Source organism: Candidatus Poriferisodalis sp., assembly GCF_965221945.1.
In the GTDB taxonomy this organism is placed as follows: domain Bacteria; phylum Actinomycetota; class Acidimicrobiia; order Acidimicrobiales; family Poriferisodalaceae; genus Poriferisodalis.
Map to the genome: position 1 here is coordinate 212,137 of NZ_OZ244925.1, position 19,536 is coordinate 231,672.

At 66.7% G+C, this 19,536-nt stretch carries 20 protein-coding genes and 1 riboswitch; of the genes, 10 read left to right on the forward strand and 10 right to left on the reverse strand.

Translation table 11 applies throughout. The features are described 5' to 3' along the window. Nucleotides 1-4 precede the first annotated feature (4 nt). The 6 genes from ACOQPH_RS00985 (at nt 5) to ACOQPH_RS01010 (ending at nt 5,910) form a co-directional block, all read left to right on the forward strand. Nucleotides 5-808: an enoyl-CoA hydratase/isomerase family protein gene (locus ACOQPH_RS00985; protein WP_420622904.1), complete on the forward strand. Its 804-nt coding sequence runs from the start codon at nt 5-7 to the stop codon at nt 806-808. A gap of 58 nt (nt 809-866) precedes the next feature. Beyond that, nucleotides 867-1,805 carry a bifunctional DNA-formamidopyrimidine glycosylase/DNA-(apurinic or apyrimidinic site) lyase gene (gene mutM, locus ACOQPH_RS00990; RefSeq protein ID WP_420622905.1) on the forward strand — a complete coding sequence of 313 codons (939 nt, stop codon included), beginning with the start codon at nt 867-869 and terminating at the stop codon, nt 1,803-1,805. A 67-nt stretch (nt 1,806-1,872) separates the two neighbouring features. Further along, nucleotides 1,873-2,451: an NfeD family protein gene (locus tag ACOQPH_RS00995; RefSeq protein WP_420622906.1), complete on the forward strand. Its 579-nt coding sequence runs from the start codon at nt 1,873-1,875 to the stop codon at nt 2,449-2,451. Next, nucleotides 2,451-3,407 carry an SPFH domain-containing protein gene (locus ACOQPH_RS01000; RefSeq protein ID WP_420622907.1) on the forward strand — a complete coding sequence of 319 codons (957 nt, stop codon included), beginning with the start codon at nt 2,451-2,453 and terminating at the stop codon, nt 3,405-3,407. The genes ACOQPH_RS00995 and ACOQPH_RS01000 overlap by 1 nt, the downstream gene beginning before the upstream one ends. Before the next feature lie 75 nt (nt 3,408-3,482). Continuing rightward, nucleotides 3,483-4,403, forward strand: coding sequence for a P1 family peptidase (locus ACOQPH_RS01005; RefSeq protein WP_420622908.1), 921 nt, complete (start codon nt 3,483-3,485; stop codon nt 4,401-4,403). 304 nt (nt 4,404-4,707) lie between these two features. Further along, entirely contained in the window at nt 4,708-5,910 is a 1,203-nt protein-coding gene (locus ACOQPH_RS01010) for an acyl-CoA dehydrogenase family protein (protein WP_420622909.1), read from the forward strand. Nucleotides 5,911-5,937: 27 nt separating this feature from the next. Here ACOQPH_RS01010 and ACOQPH_RS01015 read toward each other — a convergent pair whose 3' ends face one another. The 7 genes from ACOQPH_RS01015 to ACOQPH_RS01045 form a co-directional block, all read right to left on the reverse strand. Continuing rightward, nucleotides 5,938-6,300, reverse strand: coding sequence for an enoyl-CoA hydratase/isomerase family protein (locus ACOQPH_RS01015; RefSeq protein ID WP_420622910.1), 363 nt, complete (start codon nt 6,298-6,300; stop codon nt 5,938-5,940). Between the two features lie 38 nt (nt 6,301-6,338). Next, nucleotides 6,339-7,496: a pyridoxal phosphate-dependent aminotransferase gene (locus ACOQPH_RS01020; protein ID WP_420622911.1), complete on the reverse strand. Its 1,158-nt coding sequence runs from the start codon at nt 7,494-7,496 to the stop codon at nt 6,339-6,341. Between the two features lie 284 nt (nt 7,497-7,780). Further along, nucleotides 7,781-8,365: a cob(I)yrinic acid a,c-diamide adenosyltransferase gene (gene cobO, locus ACOQPH_RS01025; RefSeq protein ID WP_420622912.1), complete on the reverse strand. Its 585-nt coding sequence runs from the start codon at nt 8,363-8,365 to the stop codon at nt 7,781-7,783. Further along, nucleotides 8,362-9,309 carry an ABC transporter ATP-binding protein gene (locus ACOQPH_RS01030; RefSeq protein WP_420622913.1) on the reverse strand — a complete coding sequence of 316 codons (948 nt, stop codon included), beginning with the start codon at nt 9,307-9,309 and terminating at the stop codon, nt 8,362-8,364. The genes cobO and ACOQPH_RS01030 overlap by 4 nt, the downstream gene beginning before the upstream one ends. After that, a complete protein-coding gene (locus ACOQPH_RS01035) occupies nt 9,309-10,388 on the reverse strand; it encodes a FecCD family ABC transporter permease (RefSeq protein WP_420622914.1) in 1,080 nt (359 codons plus the stop codon). Before ACOQPH_RS01035 ends, ACOQPH_RS01030 begins: the two co-directional genes overlap by 1 nt. Nucleotides 10,389-10,400: 12 nt before the next feature. Continuing rightward, nucleotides 10,401-11,285 (reverse strand): ABC transporter substrate-binding protein, encoded by an 885-nt coding sequence (locus ACOQPH_RS01040; RefSeq protein ID WP_420622915.1) that lies wholly within the window; start codon nt 11,283-11,285, stop codon nt 10,401-10,403. Nucleotides 11,286-11,349: 64 nt separating this feature from the next. Next, nucleotides 11,350-11,493, reverse strand: a riboswitch (adenosylcobalamin (AdoCbl) riboswitch). A gap of 31 nt (nt 11,494-11,524) precedes the next feature. Then, nucleotides 11,525-11,929, reverse strand: a complete 405-nt coding sequence (locus tag ACOQPH_RS01045; RefSeq protein ID WP_420622916.1) for a DUF2784 domain-containing protein — start codon at nt 11,927-11,929, stop codon at nt 11,525-11,527. 72 nt (nt 11,930-12,001) lie between these two features. Here ACOQPH_RS01045 and pncB point away from each other — a divergent pair, with 72 nt between their 5' ends. After that, nucleotides 12,002-13,312 carry a nicotinate phosphoribosyltransferase gene (gene pncB, locus ACOQPH_RS01050; protein WP_420622917.1) on the forward strand — a complete coding sequence of 437 codons (1,311 nt, stop codon included), beginning with the start codon at nt 12,002-12,004 and terminating at the stop codon, nt 13,310-13,312. A gap of 126 nt (nt 13,313-13,438) precedes the next feature. Here the strand turns inward: pncB and ACOQPH_RS01055 are convergent, their stop codons facing one another. Together ACOQPH_RS01055 and ACOQPH_RS01060 are read right to left on the reverse strand one after the other, a co-directional pair. Continuing rightward, nucleotides 13,439-14,101: a peroxiredoxin gene (locus ACOQPH_RS01055; RefSeq protein ID WP_420622918.1), complete on the reverse strand. Its 663-nt coding sequence runs from the start codon at nt 14,099-14,101 to the stop codon at nt 13,439-13,441. A 141-nt stretch (nt 14,102-14,242) separates the two neighbouring features. Then, nucleotides 14,243-15,469 (reverse strand): NAD(+)/NADH kinase, encoded by a 1,227-nt coding sequence (locus tag ACOQPH_RS01060; RefSeq protein ID WP_420622919.1) that lies wholly within the window; start codon nt 15,467-15,469, stop codon nt 14,243-14,245. A 69-nt stretch (nt 15,470-15,538) separates the two neighbouring features. On the opposite strand from ACOQPH_RS01060, the gene thiD reads away from it, so the two are divergent. The 3 genes from thiD (at nt 15,539) to ACOQPH_RS01075 (ending at nt 18,839) form a co-directional block, all read left to right on the forward strand. After that, nucleotides 15,539-16,381 (forward strand): bifunctional hydroxymethylpyrimidine kinase/phosphomethylpyrimidine kinase, encoded by an 843-nt coding sequence (gene thiD / locus ACOQPH_RS01065; RefSeq protein ID WP_420622920.1) that lies wholly within the window; start codon nt 15,539-15,541, stop codon nt 16,379-16,381. A gap of 107 nt (nt 16,382-16,488) precedes the next feature. After that, on the forward strand, nt 16,489-18,132 hold the full coding sequence (locus ACOQPH_RS01070) for an acyl-CoA mutase large subunit family protein (protein WP_420622921.1): 1,644 nt from the start codon (nt 16,489-16,491) through the stop codon (nt 18,130-18,132). Nucleotides 18,133-18,371: 239 nt separating this feature from the next. Beyond that, nucleotides 18,372-18,839, forward strand: a complete 468-nt coding sequence (locus ACOQPH_RS01075; RefSeq protein ID WP_420622922.1) for a DUF4333 domain-containing protein — start codon at nt 18,372-18,374, stop codon at nt 18,837-18,839. Here the strand turns inward: ACOQPH_RS01075 and ACOQPH_RS01080 are convergent. After that, nucleotides 18,836-19,513, reverse strand: a complete 678-nt coding sequence (locus tag ACOQPH_RS01080) for a zinc-binding dehydrogenase (protein ID WP_420622923.1) — start codon at nt 19,511-19,513, stop codon at nt 18,836-18,838. The genes ACOQPH_RS01075 and ACOQPH_RS01080 overlap by 4 nt on opposite strands. Nucleotides 19,514-19,536 lie beyond the last annotated feature (23 nt).

Here is a 19,536-nt window from a genome sequence, read left to right on the forward strand (position 1 = left end):
CGAGATGGATTACGAGCAGATCACCGTCACCGACCGCGACGACGTGCGGGTGCTGACGCTGAATCGGCCCGAGAAGCTGAACGCGTGGACACCGCGCATGCATGCCGAGCTGACCCACGCCGTGCAGGCCGGCAACGACGACCCGTCTGTCGGCGCGTTCGTCGTCACGGGAGCAGGTCGCGGCTTCTGTGCCGGCGCGGACATCGCTGAGGTCTTTGCCGCCCGGATCGATGCCGCCGACGAAGCCGGCAGCAGCGTGGGTGAAGCAGCTGCCGAAGGTGATGCCGCTGCCGACGACTGGGTCCAGCTGGTGCGCGCATCCAAGCCCATGGTGGCGGCCATCAACGGCGCCTCAATCGGTATCGGCCTCACCATGGTCCTGTCGATGGATTTCCTGGTTGCTCACAGCGAGGCAAAGCTGTCGTGCCGGTTCGTGAAGATGGGCGTCACGCCTGAGCTGGCGTCGTCGCACATCCTCATTCAGCGCTGCGGCTGGGGCGCGGCGTCAGATCTCGCTTTGTCCGGTCGGATTGTCACCGGAGCCGAGGCTGCCGAGATGGGCCTTGTCGACGAAGTCACCGATGGAGATGTGTTTGACGCGGCGCTCGCACGTGCGCGCAGCTACGCGGAGAATCCGCCCACCATGCTGCAGTTGACGAAGCAGCTGCTCTCCGACAACGGATCCGACACCGATCTGCATGCGGTGCAGCGGCGGGAGCTGGAGGCGCTCAACGTGGCTCGCGCGTCTGACGACCATCGTGAGGCCGTCGCTGCGTTCCTCGAGAAGCGCCCGCCCAAATTCCGGTGAGCCGACATTGACAGGTCTCCGGCCCCCAGCAGTACCGGAACGCTGAGCCTCCAGACCTATGCCTGAGCTGCCGGAGGTCGAGGTCGTCCGGCGACAGCTGGAACGGCCGCTGCTCGGGCGTCAGATCGCCGAGGCCTGGGCACACCCATCGCCCAAGTTCGTCTCCGGTCCCGATGCGGTCGGCAGCGAGGTGGAGGCGCTGCGACGGCGCGGCAAGTACCTGATCGCAGAGCTGGACTGCGGGCGCGACCTGGTCGTGCATCTCGGCATGACGGGCCGGCTCTGTTTCGCCTGGCGCGCCGACGCTGCGGGTGCCCCACACGACAGTTCCCCTCAGACCTTGGCGGTCCGCCCCCTCGATGGGCCTGCAGCCGACGTGATGGGCGATGCCATCGGCGACGTCACGGCAGCCGGCAAGCTCGCGGAGCGATACGCCATCGGTCGGAGCGATCCGCATGTGCGCGCCTGGTGGCGCCTCGACAACGGCGAGGTCCTGTGCCTGCACGACGTCCGGCGATTCGGCCGGGTAGCGGTCTGCGACCGGGGCGACTACCGCGATCTGCCCACGCTTGCGGCGATGGGTCCCGAGCCACTCGATCCTAGCTTCGATGCGGGAGCGTTCTGGCGGGCCAGCAGGCGATCCAGCCTGCGCATCAAGACGCAACTGCTGAACCAGCGGCTGGTCGCCGGCATCGGCAACATCTACGCCGACGAAGCGCTGTTTCTGGCCCGCATCAACCCCTCAGCGCGCACGATTTCGAAGCCGCAAGCCGGACGGCTGCTGGCGGCACTGCGGGACGTGCTCGTCGCCAGCATCGAGCGCGGCGGCAGCACGTTGCGCGACTACTACAGCCTCGACGGCGCTGGCGACAATCAGAAGTACTTCGTCTGCTACGGCCGAGCAGGCGAACCGTGCGTGCGCTGCGGCACCGAAATGCGCCGCCGGGTGCTGGATCAGCGCTCCAGCACCTGGTGCCCCAGCTGCCAGCGCCGCTGACGCGCCATGCAGGGCTGCGTCTTAGGTGCATACTGGCGGCACGCCCATCGTGCGATCGGGGGTCAGCGTGGACAACGAACTGTGGCGATGGGTCTGGGTCGCGGTGGCGATGGTCATGGGCATCGGCGAGATCTTTACCGCCGGCTTCTTTCTGCTGCCGTTCGCGTTCGGCGGCATGCTGGCTGCAGCCGCAGCGTGGCTCGATCTTCCCGGTGCTGTTCAGTGGGTGCTCTTCTTCGGCGGCACCGGTGTGGCGATGCTGGTGCTGCGACGATTCATGGGCCACCAGGACAGCCCTGACGATCTTCCGGTCGGCGCGTACCGCTATGTCGGCATGGAGGCTCGGGTCATCGAAGACATCGACATCGTCGAGAACACGGGCCGCGTCCGAGTCGAGTCCGACGAATGGCGAGCGGTCACCGATTCCGGCCCGGTGAAAGAGGGATCCCTGGTGCGAGTCACCGCGGTTCGAGGCACCAAGCTCCTGGTCGAATTCGCCGAGTCACCGCCGCCCGGCTATGTGCCGCACGGTGCGCCCCCGGAGCCGGCTTCGGTTGCCGAGCCAGCTTCGGAAGGCGACGTGAGTGATGTAGACGCCGCCGAAGGCACACAAGACGACGACACCCCGTCTCCAAGGAGCGAGTGATGGACAATATCGACGCAGGAGTGATCCTCCTGGCAATTGTCGCACTGGCGATATTCGTCATTGCTGCGAAGGGCCTGCGCATCGTGCGGCCATTCGAACAGGGTCTCATCGAGAATCTTGGCAAGTACCGCACGACGGTCGATCCCGGTCTGCGCTTCGTGATCCCATTCATCCAGCGCATGCTCAAGGTGGATATGCGCGAGCAAGTGGTGGACGTGCCGCCCCAGGAGGTCATCACCAAGGACAACGTGGCGGTGACCGTCGACGCTGTTATCTACTACGAGCCGACCGACCCGGTGAAGCTGAAGTACGCAGTGGGCAGCTTCATCGTCGCCGTGACGAAGCTGGCGCAGACCAATCTCCGCAACGTGATTGGTGACCTGCAGCTTGACGATGCGCTGGTGTCACGCGAGGTCATCAACTCCAAGCTGCGCCAGATCCTCGACGACGCCACCGACAAGTGGGGCACCCGGGTGGTGCGCGTCGAGATCCAGCGGATCGAGCCACCGCCCGACGTCACCCAAGCGATGCACCGCCAGATGAAGGCGGAACGCGACCGCCGTGCCGTGGTAACCGAGGCCGAGGGCGAGAAGCGCTCTGCGATCCTGCAGGCCGAGGGCGTCAAGCAGTCCCAGATCCTGCGTGCCGAGGGCGAGGCTGAGGCCATCATGCGGGTGGCGGACGCTGACAAGTACCAGAAGCTCACCGTCGCCGAAGGCGAGGGCCAAGCCATCGAGCGCGTGTTCTTGGCCATTCACAATGGCGATCCGACCGACGACCTGATCGCCATCAAGTACCTGGAAGCACTGCAGGGCATCGCCGACGGTCAAGCCACCAAGATCTTCCTGCCGCTCGACACCAGCGGAGTGCTCGGCGCCGTCGCAGCCATGGGCGAGATGTTCCGCGAGAGCAGCACGTCGGCAAGCGGTTCGAACGGCGCCCAGGCCGACGAGTAGTACCCAGTCTCACCGCTGCCAAGCCCCCGCCGGCGACCCGGCGGGTGGGCAACGCAGCGCGTAGGGTGCGCGGCTATGGCGTTGGGGCTGCCGTCGGTGCTGGTGGGCTCCTGGACGGACGATGACGCCGGCACCGGCGTGACGGTGGTGTTGCCGCCGGCGGGAACCTTGGGCGCGATTGCAGTGCGCGGCGGCGCGCCGGGCACTCGTGAGGCAGCGGCGCTGGGACCAACCGGCGCGGGAACCGAATGCCACGGCATCGTGCTGTGCGGCAACAGCGTGTTCGGTCTTGCCGCTGCCGACGGCGTCGTGAGGTGGTGCGCCGAGCAGGGCCGCGGCCTGAACATCCGAGACAGCATCGTTCCGGTCGTGGGCGCCGCTGTGGTGTACGACATCGCCTCACCCCAGAGCACACGACCCACCGCGGAAGCGGGATGGGCTGCCTGCGAGGCTGCCTCCGTCGACGAGCCCGCCACGGGCCGGATCGGTGTGGGGCGAGGCTGCACGATCGGCAAGACGGCAGGGCGGGACCATTCCGTGCCTGGAGGGCTGGGTAGCGCCGTCGAACGCTCCGGCGACGTGATCGTCGGTGCGGTCGTGGCTGTGAATGCCCTGGGTGATGTCATCGACCACGATGGCTCCGTGCTGGCTGGCTGCACGGCACCGTCGTCGGCGGCGCGCTACCCGGATGCCGCCATCGAAGCGATTCCGGGCTTCACCGGTCGCGGCTCCGAAGAGCCCGAACAGCTCGAGCGATGCAATACCACGATCGGCTGCTTGGTCACCAATGCCCGGCTCACCAAGCCCGAGGCGTGCCGAGCGGCCGACTTGGCACACACTGGCATCGCACGAGCCATCGAGCCGCCGCACACCAATTTCGACGGCGATGCCCTCTTCCTGCTGGCAACTGGCGAGGTCGAGACCAGAGCCGACCTGATCGCAATGCTCGGCGCGCGGGCGGTGGCTTCAGCCATCAGAGTCGCCATTGCCACCTAAGGGCTTGCGGCTGTGGCAATCTGGGCGCACCAGTGAAAGGGGGTGGTCCACACAATGGCGAAACGCAAGAGGACTCTGGAGGTGGCCGGGCGCTGAGGCGGCCCGCTTCCGAAGAGGGGCCGCTTCCTTCAGGTGGCGACTCCAACCCGGACCACCGAACCCCACAAGATCCGCGTGTTGGTCCTCACGCGGCTGCAGCCCCGCCAAGCAGCGGAGGCGCGACAACGATCTTCGGGTAAGCACAGGCCCCGGCAGAGATGCCGGGGCCTGTTCGCGCCTGACGAGCCACTACTAGGGTCCGCTCATGGATTTCGACTGGCCGGACGATGATGATCCTCGCCGTGTTGCAGTGCGCGACTGGCTCGACGACCACGACCGTGCGCCCAGCCAGGAGGCACTGGCGCACGCCGGCTACGTGGCACCGCACTGGCCCAAGCCTTACGGCCTCGAAGCCGACCCAATCACCCAGCTGCTGATCGACGAGGAGCTGGCCAGCGCTGGTATCCGCCGCCTGGCCGGTGGCATCGGTCTGGGCTGGGCCGGCCCGACGATTCTGTACGGCGGTACGGATGCGCAAAAGGAGCGCTACCTGTGGCCGATCCTGACCGGCGCGGAGGTGTGGTGCCAGCTGTTCTCCGAGCCAGACAGCGGCTCGGATCTCGCCAACCTGGCCACGCGAGCTGTGCGCGACGGCGATCGCTACATCGTAAACGGCTCGAAGATCTGGTCGTCAGGAGCGCACCGCAGCAAGTTCGGCATCCTCATTGCCCGCACCGATCCCGACGTGCCCAAGCACCGCGGCGTGTCGTATTTCATCTGCCCGATGGACGCGCCGGGCCTCGAGCTGCGCCCGATCATCGACATGACGACGGCCTACTCGTTCAACCAGACGTTCTTCACCGACATGGAATTGCCGGTCGAGAACCGCATCGGGGACGAGAACGACGGGTGGCGCCTCGCGAAGATCACCCTCGGCAATGAACGGGTGTCGCTCTCGGGCGAGGGCGCGCTGTGGGGCAGCGGTCCCAGTGCTGCCGACCTGCTCGACATCGTCCGTTCCGCTGGTGGCCTAACCGACCCGGTCATGCGTGACCGCGCAGCGCAGTTGCATATCGAGGGTGAGGTGCTGCGTCTCATCCGGCTGCGGACGCTGAGCGCGCGCCTGCACGGGCGCCAGCCTGGTCCCGAGGCCAGCGTGCGCAAGGCGCTCGCCGACGATCACGGCCAACACGTGATGACGCTGGCGAAGGATCTCGCCGGGACCCATGGGCTGCTGGCGCACACGGGCCCGCTCGGCACGTCGCCGGAGTTCCCGAAGGCTCAAGCCGTCGTGGAAGGCTGGAACGGCTGGCACGGCGGCTACCTGTTCAGCCCTGCGTTGACGATCGGCGGCGGCACCTCGGAGGTGCAGCGAAACATCATCGCCGAGCGAGTGCTGGGCCTCCCTCACGATGTCGACGTGGAGTCCGGCAAGACCTGGGCGGAGTCCCGCGCGTCGCTCGCCTGATCCGCCCCCCTGACGGGCGGGCCGCAGCTATCGACCAGCGAACGTCGGGGGCCGCTTCTCGAGGAAGGCTTTGACGGCCTCTTTGGTGTCCTCGGTGGTGAAGTTGAGCGACTGCGCCATGCCCTCATCTTCGAGCGCGGTGGCGAAGTCGGCGCTGGCGTTGAGCGTGAGCAGACGCTTGGTCATCGCGACGGCGATGGGCGGTCCCGCGGCGAGGCGGTCGGCCCAGTCGTCGACGAAGGCGTCGAGCTCGCCGTGGGGCAGCACCTTGTTGACGATGCCGAAGTCCTCCGCCTGCTTGGCGTCGATGACGTCTGCGAAGAAGGTCAGCTCTTTGACGCGGTGCAGGCCGATGAGCCGAGGCAGCATCCACGTGCCTCCGAAGTTCACCGAGAGGCCGCGGTGGGTCTCGCGCTGCGCCCGATGGCTCAGCTTCGCTGTGTGGCCCAGGCGGTGAGCCGCTCGACGGTCTGTTCCATGTCGTCATTGCTGCCGGCAAACGAGAAGCGAATGTAGCGGTGGCCTTCAGCCGGGTCGAAGTCGATGCCGGGTGTGGTGGCGATGCCCAGTTCCCCAAGCCAGACAGCTGCCAGCTCGGCGCTGTCGTCGGTGAGGTGATCGACGTTGGCGTAGATGTAGAACGCCCCGTCGGGTGGAGCGATGCGATCAATCCCGGCGCCCGGCAGACCGTCGAGCAGGATCTGTCGGTTTGCGGCGTAGCGGGCCACGTTGGCTTCGAGCTCACCGATGCTGTCGAAGGCCCCCAACGCTGCGTGCTGAGAGACCGTGGCAGCGGCGATGGTGGCGTTCTGGGCGAGGCGCTCGACGGGCGCAGCCAGTTCGGCTGGCAGCAGCAGCCAGCCGAGGCGCCAGCCGGTCATCGAGAAGTACTTGGAGAAGCTGTTCACCACGACAGCGCTTGGGCTGTACGCCGTCGCAGTGGCTGCTTCGCTGCCGTAGGAGATGCCGTGGTAGATCTCATCGGAGATGAGCCGCACGCCGGCGCTGTGGCACCAACGAGCGAGCCGACCCAACTCGTCGGCGATGAGCATGGTGCCGGTCGGATTGGCGGGGCTGGCCACCACCAATCCATCGAGCGGGCCGGCACCTTCAACCATGTCGGCCGTGAGCCGGAATCCCGTCTCGGGTGTGACTGCGATCTCGACGACGTCAATGTCCAGCGCTTCGAGCGTGTTGCGGTAGCACGGATAACCCGGAGCCGTCACTGCCACGCGGTCGCCCGCCTCGAAACACGAGAGGAACGCGAGCGTGAACGCACCGCTAGCGCCCTGGGTGATGACGATGCGGCCAGGGTCGGCCTCGTGGTCGTACCAATCGGCGTAGTGCTGGACCAGCCGGGCACGCAGGGGCTCGATCCCGACCGCTGCGGTGTAGCCCAGTACGTCGTTGTCGATGGCGGCCTTTGCGGCCGCACGCGCTCCTGCCGGCGCGGGCGTGGATGGCTGGCCGACCTCCATGTGCACCACGTCGCCGCCCGCAGCTTCTCGCTGCGCGGCGGCGCGCATCATCTCCATGACGAAGAACGGCGCAATGTCTGCGCGCCCGGAAACCTTGAGTCCACTCACGCTCGGGTCTGTCCCCGCATGGCGCCAGATGCTAAGAGCCCGAGAGGTTGGGCACAGATGCCCGGCAGCTCCGACGGCCTGGATTTTGCGCAGAAATGCCGCTGCAGGCGGCAATTTTGCACAGAGAATTGCTTGGCATCGGACTTTGTGCAGAAATGCCGCCACAGACGGCAAATTTGCACAAAGAACGCGTGGCAGCAGCTTTCAGAGATGCCACCTATCCGCGCAGCCTCCAAGAGCCGGAGACGATGGGTACAGATGCTGCAGCGGGCACCACTCGTAGTTCAGTAGTCGATGCCCTTCTTGGCCCGGATCCCTGCGTCGTAGGCGTGCTTGGTCTTGCGCATCTCGGTCACGGTGTCGGCGAGGTCAATCATCCAGCTGGGCGCGTCGCGCCCCGTCAGCACCAGGGACACGTGGGTGGGCCGGCTGCGGAACGTGGCCTCCACGTCGGCTGCGTCGATCCAGCCCCAGTTGAGCGGGTAGGTGATTTCGTCGAAGACGACCAGCCGGTGATCGCCCGCTGCCACAAGCGCCTTGCCGTGCTGCCACGCCTCGCGAGCCTCAGCCTCATCGCGGGTGAGGTCGTCGCTGTCCCAGGTGAATCCCTCACCTAGCGACCAGAAGTCGATGCCGAGCGGTTCGGCCATCATCTGCTCTCCGGTCACCCAGTCATCGGACTTGAGGAACTGCACCACAGCGACTGGCCAGCCACGGGCGCGAGCTCTCATTGCTGTGCCGAACGCGGCCGAGGACTTGCCCTTGCCGTTGCCGGTATTCACCACAACGAGACTGCGAGCGGTGCGCAGGCCATCGGGCCGGGGGTCGTCGGTGGGCGGCGTGTCGGCGGATGTCGGGGAATCGGTCATCGGGTGCCTCCATTGGTGGGTACCCCTTCGATCGTCGAGTTCGGGGTCGAGTTGGTCGCGCTCGGGACGATCACGGGGCCGTCAGGGTCGTCGAGGATGCGAACCTTCGCATTGAAGTGCTCGGAGATGTTCGCAACGGTAAGCACCTCGGCCGGTGATCCGCACTGCGCGATCCGGCCGTCCGAGAGGATCGCGACCCGGTCGCCGTATCGGGCTGCGAGCGTGAGGTCGTGCAGCGTTGCAATGACGGTCAGCCCGTGCTCGCACCGCAACGCCTCGACGAGTTCGAGCACGTCCTGCTGATGTCCGAGGTCCAACGCTGTGGTCGGTTCGTCCAGCAGCAGAACGCCGGTCTGCTGGGCGAGCGCCCTCGCAAGCACGGCCCGCTGACGTTCACCTCCCGAGAGCGACTGGACAGTGCGCTCGCCGAAGCCACCTAGATCGAGCCGTTCCAGGACTTCGGCAACGATCCGGCGGTCGCCGGCGGTCTCCGCGGAGAACACGCTTCGGTGAGGTGTGCGTCCGAGGAGTACGTAATCGGCGACGAGCATTCCCGGAGGGATCACCGGCGTCTGGGGAACGTAAGCCACATGGCGAGCACGCGCGGCGCGGCGACGTTCTCCAATTCCGTTGATCTGGATCTTCCCGCGGAACGGCACCAGGCCCAACACCGCTCGAAGCATCGTGGTCTTGCCGGCGCCATTGGGCCCGATGATGTTCACCCACTCGCCTGCTGTAACGGTCAGATCGACACCGTCGAGCACCTGCGCGCCATCGAGGTTGACTTCCAGCGCTTGGATCCTGACGGCGTGGCCCGGTGCAGCATCACCCACGACGCCCTCGGCGGGGCCCGGTGCAGCAGTGGGTACGGCACCGTCGGCGGGGGCCGCGGCGACGGGTGCCGTGGCTGGCGCAGTAGCGGGAGGCGCAGCAGCGGCGTCCATCACCAGACCTCCCGACGCGTCGTGCGCAAGACGAGCACGAAGAACGGCGCTCCCAGGAAGGCAGTGACGACCCCGATCGGCAATTCCGACGGCGACAGCACCGTGCGTGCCCCCAGGTCGGCGAGCACCATGAACGCCCCTCCGAACAGCACCGAGAGCGGCAGTACGACGCGGTTGCTGGCCCCGAACGCGAGCCGCACCGTGTGGGGCACGATGATGCCGACGAATCCGATCAAGCCGCTGACCGACACAGCCGCAGCTGCGGCCAGTGAGGCCGCGAGCACCACGATCAAGCGCACCTTTCGGGGTTCGATGCCGAGTGCGGCAGCCTCCTCGTCCCCGACCGCGAGCACGTCGAGCGCCCGGCGGTAACGGAGCACGACCGCGGTGGTCAGCACGAAGTACGGGAGCATCAGTGCCGGTTCCGACCATCCCGAGGTCGCGATGCGGCCCAGGATCCAGGCGAAGATCTTGCGAAAGGCATCGCTGTTGGCCTGCAAGACGTAGGTCTGGCATGCCGTCAGGAAGCTGGCTACGGCGATTCCGGCCAGGATCAGCGACGCCGTCGAGCGGCCGCCGAGGTGTCCTGCGGCGTAGGACACCGTCACGGCGATGAGCCCTCCGGCGAATGCGGCGAGCGGCACTGGGTCCAGAGCGCCGGCGCCGTCGCCGAGGTTGTTGGTGATGGCAATGGTCGCGCCGAGGCCAGCGCCTGCAGCGATGCCCAGCAGGTACGGGTCAGCGAGCGGGTTGCGGAACGCGGCCTGGTAGGTCGCGCCGCTCATCGAAAGCGTGGCGCCTACGAGCAGGCCGAGCACAACACGGGGAAGGCGAATCTCCCGCACGATCGCTGCGTGTGCCGAGCTCAGCCCAGAGTCGAACGTGAGGCCGGGCAGCGCGTCGAACAGCTCCAGTACCGCCCGGTGAACAGGGATTCCGGCCGGGCCAATCGTCAGTCCCGCGGTCACGGCAATCGCAACCGCCGCAAGCCCCGCGATGAGCGCTGCGGGCCGCAGACCCGACGGCCGAAGCGTTGCCTCGGTCACCTCAGGGGCGAGCGACATGGGTGAGCCGGCCATGTCCAGTACCAATCAGCTCGCCGCGCCGATATCTCGGAGCACGTCGGAGATGGCGGCGATGAAGTCCACCAGGCGGGGTCCCCACCTCGAGGCAATGTCGTCGCTGAGTTCCACAACCCTGCCCGTCTGCACGGCTGTGAGTTCGTCCCAGCCGGGGCGTGCAGCGACGGTCGCAGCGTTCTGGTCGCAGCACAGCGTGTCGGCCAGGAAGATCACGTCGGGGTTGGCATCCACCAGGTACTCGTCGCTGAGCTGTGGGTAGCCGTAGGAGGTGCCGTCGGCGTCTGCCCGATCGGCGACGTTCTCAAGCCCGAACAATCCATAGACCTGGCCGATGAACGTGCCGCTCGTGACGGTGTAGAGGGTGTTGTCGAGCTCGTGGTAGTAGCTCAGACCCGATGCGTCAGGCGCAGCTGCAACCAAGTCTGCGATCTGAGCCCCCATGTCGGCGGCGAGCTGAGCCGCCTCGTCGACCTGACCGGTGACTTCGCCGAACTCGGCAATCTGGGCGTACACGTCGTCGAATACGAACGGCGCGTCATGCGCGAGCACGGCAATGCCCAGCGCTTCGAGACCGGCGATGAGATCGCCGTTGGTCTGCAGCACCACGAGATCAGGCTCGTACGCGGCAATGGCCTCGACGTTCGGGTTCCAGCCATCCAGGTCGGTCACCGGGGCCTCAGGCGGGTAGTACGAGAACTGGTCGACGGCCACGACGCGGTCGCCGGCGCCGATGGCAAACAGGATCTCGGTGCCCACGGGCGAGATCGAGACGATTCGCAGGAATTCGCGGTCCTCTTCAGATTCCGTGTCGCTGCCGGTGCAAGCGGCCGCAACGGTGGCGAGCGCGAGCACTGCCGACAACAGCCTCCGCGGCAGCGAGGCTCGTTTGGTCACAGGGCGGTTCAAGGTGTTCTCCCTTCTGCTCGAGTTCGGCGCCGAGCAGCGGGAGCACCCACCGCACGAGCCGCTCCTTCCTCGAGGAATCGGTTCGCGAGATGGCGGTCGGGAGGCGATCGGACTCGTCCCCCGAAGGGGCATCACCGTTGCGGGACAGTGCCGGGATCTCACCGGCTTCGCTCACGACAACCAGGCGGAAGCCTAGCGCCCGCCGGGGCGCTGGCTTGAGGGTCGGACTAGCGGGACGGGCTCGGCGACTTCGGCGGCGTGGAGCGCAACAGACGCCAGTAACTCACCGCATTCGGGACCGTCAAGGCCAGCAGCATCACGAAGTTGACACGGCCGTCGATGCCAGACGGGTACACCGGCTCCACGAGATAGTGCGAGATGAAGCCGGTCTCGTACGGCTCCCGTCCGGCTCGGCGCAGGAACCATTTCTCCCACGCGGTCAACGGGCATTCCGAGCCGGTGATATTGACCACGCTCGCCGCGCCGATTGCCCCCAGGTGCCACTTCATCAGCTTTGGCCAGCGCCTGGCCCCCAACCCGCCGACCAGCAAGAACACGATGTAGGCCAAGTGCGACGAGGCCACGAGGCGCGCCAGCCCGACAGCGACCATCACCGCGACGCTACCCCGCATGCTCTCGCGCCTCGCAGCCGGCCGCGCAGTGTCAGCGAGTGCGGCTGGGGCTCGAGAAGGCAGACTTACCGAATGGGCACGGCAATGATGACCGACCTGTACGAGCTGACCATGCTCGATGCGGCCCTGCAGTCGGGGGTTGCGTCACGACGCGCGTGCTTTGAAGTATTCGCCCGGCGACTGCCCCCCGGCCGTGGCTACGGTGTTGTGGCTGGCCCGGGGCGCCTGGCCAAGCTGCTGGCCGACTACCGATTCGAGCCTGACGATCTGGACTACCTGGCGGGCCTGGGACGCTTCAGCGACGGCCTGCTCAACCACCTCGCCACTCTCCGCTTCGATGGCGACGTCTGGAGCTACCGCGAGGGCGACTTCTACGTGCCCGGCAGCCCGGTGCTGCGGGTGGACGCTTCTTTCGGTGCAGCGTTGTTGGTGGAGACGCTGGTGCTGTCGGTGCTGAATCACGACTGCGCTGTGGCCTCGGCGGCGGCCCGGATGCACGATGCAGCGGTCGGACGTCACCTCATCGAGATGGGTGGCCGCCGTACGCACGAGCTGGCAGCGGTGGCGGCTGCACGCGCCGCCTGGCTGGTCGGCTTCGACGCCACCTCCAACCTGTTGGCCGGCACGCAGTTCGGTATCCCGACCGCTGGCACGGCGGCGCACGCTTTCACTCTTGCGCACCACGACGAGGAAGCCGCATTCGATGCGCAGATGCGCGCTCACGGACTCGAGACAACGCTGCTCATCGACACCTATGACCTGCGCACAGGCCTGGAGCGTGGTCTGGCTGCGGCGAAACGGCTCGGCGGGGTGCCCGGTGCCGTGCGGATCGACTCGGGCGACCTGACCGTGGAGGTGCCGCGAGTCCGGCACTGGCTTGACGATGCAGGTGCCGAAGCGACCCGCATCGTGGTCTCGGGCGACCTCGACGAGTACCGCATCGCCGCCCTGGCGGATCTGCCGGTTGACGGCTACGGCGTAGGCACCCAGCTCGTGGTGGGTTCCGGACATGCCACCGCCGGCATGGTGTACAAGGCGGTCGCCATTGCTCGGCACTCGGGTACCTTCGAACCGGTCGTGCCGGTGCACAAGGAGTCAGAGGGAAAGGCCACCCGCGGCGGGGTGGTGCGGCCGTACCGCGTGCTGCAGGACGGCATTGCGACAGCTGAGGTACTGGTTGAGCGTGACCGTCCGGGCCCGGCCGACAGCCGGCCATTGCATGTGCCGCTCGTGCGGGATGGGCGGGCTGTCTATCCCTACTCGCTCAGTCGGGACCGCCCCTTCCACCAGCGAGTGCGTGCCGAACTGCCGGAATCGATGCGCAGCCTCGACGGCGCTCCAGCTTTCGAGGCCGAAGTCGTCGCCGAAACGGGCCTGAACTAGCGGCGAGACCTCACGGACCAAGCGAGCAGGCAGCGAATCTGCTGACCGAGCCGGTCGGTCTCGATTCTGTGCGCAGAAATGCCGCCTCAGACGGCAAATCTGCGCAAAGAAGGAGCGTCCCCCAGGTCAGGTGCCTGGCTGCGGCACCAGGCGCAGGTACGGAAGCGGTGCCTCCCAGCCGTCGGGGTACTTCTCGGCGGCGGCTTCGTTCGATACAGCGGGAACGATGATGACGTTCTCGCCCTGCTGCCAGTTGGCAGGCGTGGCGACCTGCTCGGCAGCAGTGAGCTGGCACGAGTCGAGCAGACGCAGGATCTCAGCGAAGTTGCGACCGGTCGTCATCGGGTAGGTGAGCGACGCCTTGATCTTCTTGTCCGGACCGATGATGAACACCGTGCGAGCCGTGGCGTTGTCGGCAGCCGTGCGGCCCTTGGAGGTATCGCCGGAATCGGCGGGAAGCATGTCATAGAGCTTCACCACACTGAGCTCGGGATCGCCGATCAGCGGGTAGTTGACCTCGTGGCCAGTGGCCGATGCGATGTCGGCCTTCCAACCCTGGTGATCGCTCACACCGTCGACGCTGATGCCGATGATCTTGCAGTTGCGTGCGGCGAAGTCGTCGTTCAGGCCGGCGACGGCGCCCAACTCGGTTGTGCACACCGGGGTGAAGTCCTTCGGATGGGAAAAGAGCAGCGCCCATCCATCGCCGATCCAGTCGTGGAATTTGATCTCCCCATCGGTGGTGCTGGCGGTGAAATCAGGAGCAGTGTCATTGAGGCGTAGTGCCATGTTTTTCCTCCGGCAAAAGGCGTGCCTCCGACGGCACGAACCGTTGGGCACAGGTTAGCCGTCTTAGGCGACAAATCCGACCTGATTAGTCAGGAATTCATCGGGCGATCAGCCGTCCGCCGTCGACCCGAGTGCCTCCGCTCAGCAGCAGTCCCGTATCGGGGTGCCGTCGGCGTGGTGGTAGTGGACAGTGGGTCGTTCGTTGAGCGCCCGGTTGCCTGTCGGCGCTTGCGTCGTTGTGAAGACCCCGGCGGCTGCACCCAGTTCCAGTGCGCGTTCCACGTCCACGACCCGGGGCCCGCAGCGCCGCACCTCCGCAGATGCAACGTCATCGGCGTCGATCGTGTGCTCCCGGTCGCCGTCGAGCGAAAGGACGGTCGGCCCGCGAAGCTCCACCGGAACTCCCAGGGGGACCTCACGATGGTCGAGCACAGAAACCGTGCGGTACAGCCCGGGCGCCAGCGCCACCCGCATCGGCTGTCCACCTGGACCGCACTCCACCAGCACGCCGGCGTCTTCATCAAATGAACACGGCCGCAGCAGCCCTGCGAGCGAGCTCAGGCCGATGCTCGCAGGGTGGGCACGCGACACCAGCACCTGCCGGATCAGCGCTCCGTCGGCGGGCATCCGGTTGCCGACGAAGTCGTCGGCCAGCGTCACCGCGTCAATGAGCGCGATGTCCGTCGAGCTTCCCGAGAGTTCGATGGCAATGAGCTTTGAGCGGGGGGCACAGTCGGCGGCATCCACGACGCCGCTCGCGACGAGCCCCGCGGCGGCCCCAGCGACCGTCGGCTCGGTGAGGCTGGGGAACACATTGTTGGTGCCGGTGGACATCGGCACGAGCGTTGCCTCGGGCCACACCGCCGAGACGGTGCGATTCGTCCCGTCACCGCCCAGCGTCACCAGCACGCCGACGTCGCGGGCTCGCATTGCCTCGACGGCACGCACGGTGTCGGACGGCGAGACGGTCGCGCCCACGTCCACGATCTCGATTTCGGCATCGATGCGCAGGTCAGCGAGGGCCCCGGTGGCGATTCCGAACGGCTCGGCCATGGCCACGATGCGCGTGGCCCCGGCGGTCACTGCGCCGATCACCGCCCGGGCGATCCGGTTGCGCTTGTCCTCGGTCGTCGACACGGCCCCGCGCGCCGCCACGCGGCGAACGTCGCGCCCCGAAACCGGGTTTGCGATGATCCCGACCGTGCCGTTAACCGAGCCTCGGCCCCTGCGGGCATAGTGCTCTAGGACCGGGGTGATGTCGCCGGTCCGGTCTACTTCCTCCCACGCGCGAGCGAGCCGCTCCCCGTCGGCGCCGGTGGCGAAGGGGATCGGCAGGGTGAAGCGTTCGAGGTCGGGTTCGGGCGCCATCGCCTGCCGACGCTAACCACCCGCGCTGCCTGACTGCCGCGCGGCGCTCCGAACTGTTGTACTTGGGTCATGGCCGGTGGAATCGAGAATGAGAGCCACAGTCCACCCGGACAGCGCACGTGGTCGCCCGCAGCACTGACCATCGCGGGTGCAGATTCCTCCGGCGGTGCGGGCCTCGCGGCCGATCTGCGGGCGTTCGCGGCGTCGGGCGTGCACGGAGCGTTCGCCCTGACGCTGGTCTCGGCACAGAACACCGCAGAGTTTCGAGCGGCACAGCCCGTCGATGCCGAGTTGGTGGCGACGCAGATTCACACAGTGCTCGACGACATGCCGATAGCGGCGTCCAAGACGGGCCTCTTGCTCACTGCCGAGACGATCGCGGTTGTGGCATCAATCGCCGCCCGGCGCCTACCTCAATTGGTAGTGGATCCGGTGCTCGTCAATGGGGCCGGCGAGCCGATGCTCACCCCCGATGCTGAACGATCGGTGGTAACTCGGCTCCTGCCGTGCGCGCGTGTTGTGACACCCAACCATCTCGAGGCGGGGCGGCTGGTGGGGAAAGATCTTCCCGGCGAGCCTGAGGCGTGGATCGAAGCGGCCCACGAGCTCGCGGCTGCGGGTCCCGAAGCCGTCATCGTCACCGGCGGCCGTCTCCGAGATGGGGCCACCGTCACCGACGTTGTGGTCCTCAACGGCAGCGTCCGGCTGCTGTCGGCCCCGCGCATCGAGACCCGCAATGTCCGAGGGTCGGGCGACATCTTCTCGGCCGCAATCTGCGCTGAGCTGGCGAAGGGTACTGACCTTGATTCAGCTATCGATCGCGCTCACACCCTGACGACACGCGCTATCGCAGCTTCAGCGACTCGCCAGCTCGGCGGCGGCCAAGGACCTGTCGACCCGTTCGCTGTGTGAGGCCGGACCGGTTCAGACCCGTCTGCGTACACTGCGAACGCTGTACGTGACGTCGTTCTTGAGCTCGTCTCAGCGGCGGCGAGGCCGCACACCCCAGGAGGCACCCGGTGACACGCGAGCGCTGGCAAACGGAGTTCGAGGCCACGCAGGTGCGCGACGCCGACTTCGAGACGATGAGCGGTATCGAACTCGAGCCGCTCTACGGGCCTGCGAACGACGAACCCGATTCAGACGTCGGCTGGCCTGGCCAGTTCCCCTACACGCGCGGCGTGCATGCCAGCGGCTACCGCGGCCGGCTCTGGACGATGCGCATGTTCGCAGGCTTCGGCACTCCGGAGGACACGAACAAGCGATTCCACGAAATCCTGGCCGCAGGCGGAGGAGGACTGTCCACGGCATTCGACATGCCCACCCTCATGGGCCTCGACTCCGACGACGTGATGTCGCTGGGCGAGGTGGGTCGCTGCGGCGTCGCCGTCGACACCATCGAAGACATGGCGACCCTCTACGACGGCATCGATCTCGAGGCGACCACCACGTCGATGACCATCAACGCACCGGCCGCCACCATCTGGGCGATGTTCGTGGCCAACGCCGAAGAACACGGCGCGCACCGCCGCAATCTCGGCGGGACGCTGCAGAACGACATTCTCAAGGAGTATCAAGCCCAGAAGGAATGGGTGTATCCGCCACGCCCGTCCATGCGACTCGTTGCCGACACCATCGAATTCGCCACCCAAGAGATGCCTCGATGGAACTCTGTGTCGATCAGCGGCTATCACATTCGCGAAGCAGGCTCGACAGCCGCACAAGAGCTGGCGTTCACGCTGGCCAATGGGTTTGCGTACGTGGAAGCGGCCGCCCAGCGGGGCCTGACCACCGACGAGTTCGCCCCGCGCCTCAGCTTCTTCTTCAACGCTCACATCGACTTCTTCGAGGAGATCGCCAAGTACCGGGCGGCCCGACGCATTTGGGCACGGTGGATGCGCGACCGCTACGGCGCCCAGCACGAGCGGTCGATAATGCTGCGCTTTCACACTCAGACCGCTGGGGTGTCGCTCACGGCTCAGCAGCCGGAGATCAACATTGCCCGCACTGCCATCGAGGCGCTTGCAGGGGTTCTGGGCGGCACACAGAGCCTGCACACCAACTCGATGGATGAAGCGATGGCGCTGCCGACCGACAAGGCGGCCCGCATCGCCTTGCGGACCCAGCAGATCATTGCCCATGAGACCGGGGCCGCCAGCGTCATCGACCCTCTCGGCGGGAGCTGGTTCATCGAGGAGCTCACCGACCAGCTCGAAGCCGAGGCAGAGGAGATGTTTGCTCACATCTTCTCTGCTGGCGACGGCTCGATGCTCGAGGGAGCATTCCGCCTGATCGACGAGGGCTGGTATCAGTCCGGGATTGCGGACGCCGCCTATGAGTTCGAGAAGAAGGTGAATGCGGGTCGCCGAATTGTCGTTGGAGCGAGTGCCTTCACTGAGGGCAGCGAAGACGACGACATCGACCTGCTAAAGATCACCAACGATGACGAGCAGCGACAGATCAAAGGGCTGCAGCAAGTTCGGGCTGATCGCAACCAAGCAGCCGTCGACGAGGCCCTGCTGGCGCTGCGCCGGGCCGCTGAGACTGACGCAAACCTCATGCCGCACCTCATCGACACGGTGCGGACGCGGGCCACGGTGGGCGAAGTGACCAATGCCCTTGCCGATGTCTTCGGTCGCTATCAAGAGCGGCCGTTCATCTGATCGGCACTCTGGCTGGGGTGCGGGGAGAGGCATCGCAGATGTTGGGGGTGACCTGCGGTTTCGCCGCTTGTGCGAAGTGCAAGCCGTTCGGCAGCGGTGGGCTAGTGTCCCGTCAGTCCTACCCGGAGGCCGGCACATTGACCAGACCGTCCGCGCTGGAGACTGCCTGCGTGCGCGCGCGGACGGCAAGGATGCATCGTACCGGTCGGTTTGCGTGGAGCGCCGTCACGGCGCTGCTGATGGCAGAGGTTCTCGGGGCTTGTGGCGGCGGGCCCGAGCAGACGCAAGTTGAACGCGAGGTTCAGGCCTACCTGCAGAGCGTGGTGGCACCGGCGGCGATTGCCGACATCTCCTGTCCCCCGGACGCCCCCATCAGGCCTGGTTCGACGTTCTTGTGCGACGGCAAGGTTGAGGGAGCGTTCTACGAGGCGCAAGTGACCATCATCGACGAGCAGGGCCGCCATGAAGTCCGACCCAGACAGGCGGTGATGCAGGTGAACGCCACCGAAACCGCTCTTGGTGCCGAAGCGGCGACTGCGCTGGGATTCAGTGTTCAAGCGGACTGCGGCGATGATCAGTACCTCGTGGTCTCGGTCGGCCATACCTTCTTGTGCACGCTCGAGCGGACCGATACGGGAGCCACGCACGACATCGAGGTCGAGGTCCAGAATGAGATCGGCGCCATCGAGTGGAGACTGAAGGGCTAGTCACTGCGGTATGCCACGAAATCGCTACGACGCCGCAGGCAACTTGCGTCCTCTGCGCCAGCGCAGCCCTGGCGTGTGGTGGACAGCGGTCCTCGTCGTCGCGGCGATGCTGCTGACCGGGTTCGCAGCAATCGCCTCGGTGCTCTAGTCAGCCGCGCACATCCACAGACGCGGCGCCCGTAGGACATCTGTGTCAGCGCGTTCGCCAGCGTCGTCCCGCCGTCGGCGTCCACGCAGCCGCCGAACCGCTCGCCGCCGAGCGGCCGCTGGGGCGGCTCCGACAGCTCCGCCCGGTCGATGATCTCGGTGGCACCAAGGCTTCGCAGGTAGTCGGCGGTCTGCGGCCGGCCGGTCGAGGCGGCGACTTGGTGGCCGGCGGCCGACAACAGGTGCACCGCAACGCTGCCGACCCCGTCGGCAGCGAAACGGGTATCGTCGGACGACTCCACGACGCCGGCGAAGTCGATACCGGGCACATGGGGGAAGTTGCGAACCAGCCGGCCGATCCCTCCCAGGATCATCCCGTCCTTGTAGTTGAGGGTGCTGTATTCCACTGCGACCGTGACGTTGCCGTCCGGCAGCTGGCCGTCGTCGATCTCGGTCAGCTCGACCGTAACTGCCTTCGATCCATTTGGGCGGTCCTGCTCTTTCAGCATCAATGCGCGGAATGCCATGGAGGTCCCCTCGTCAACGTGGA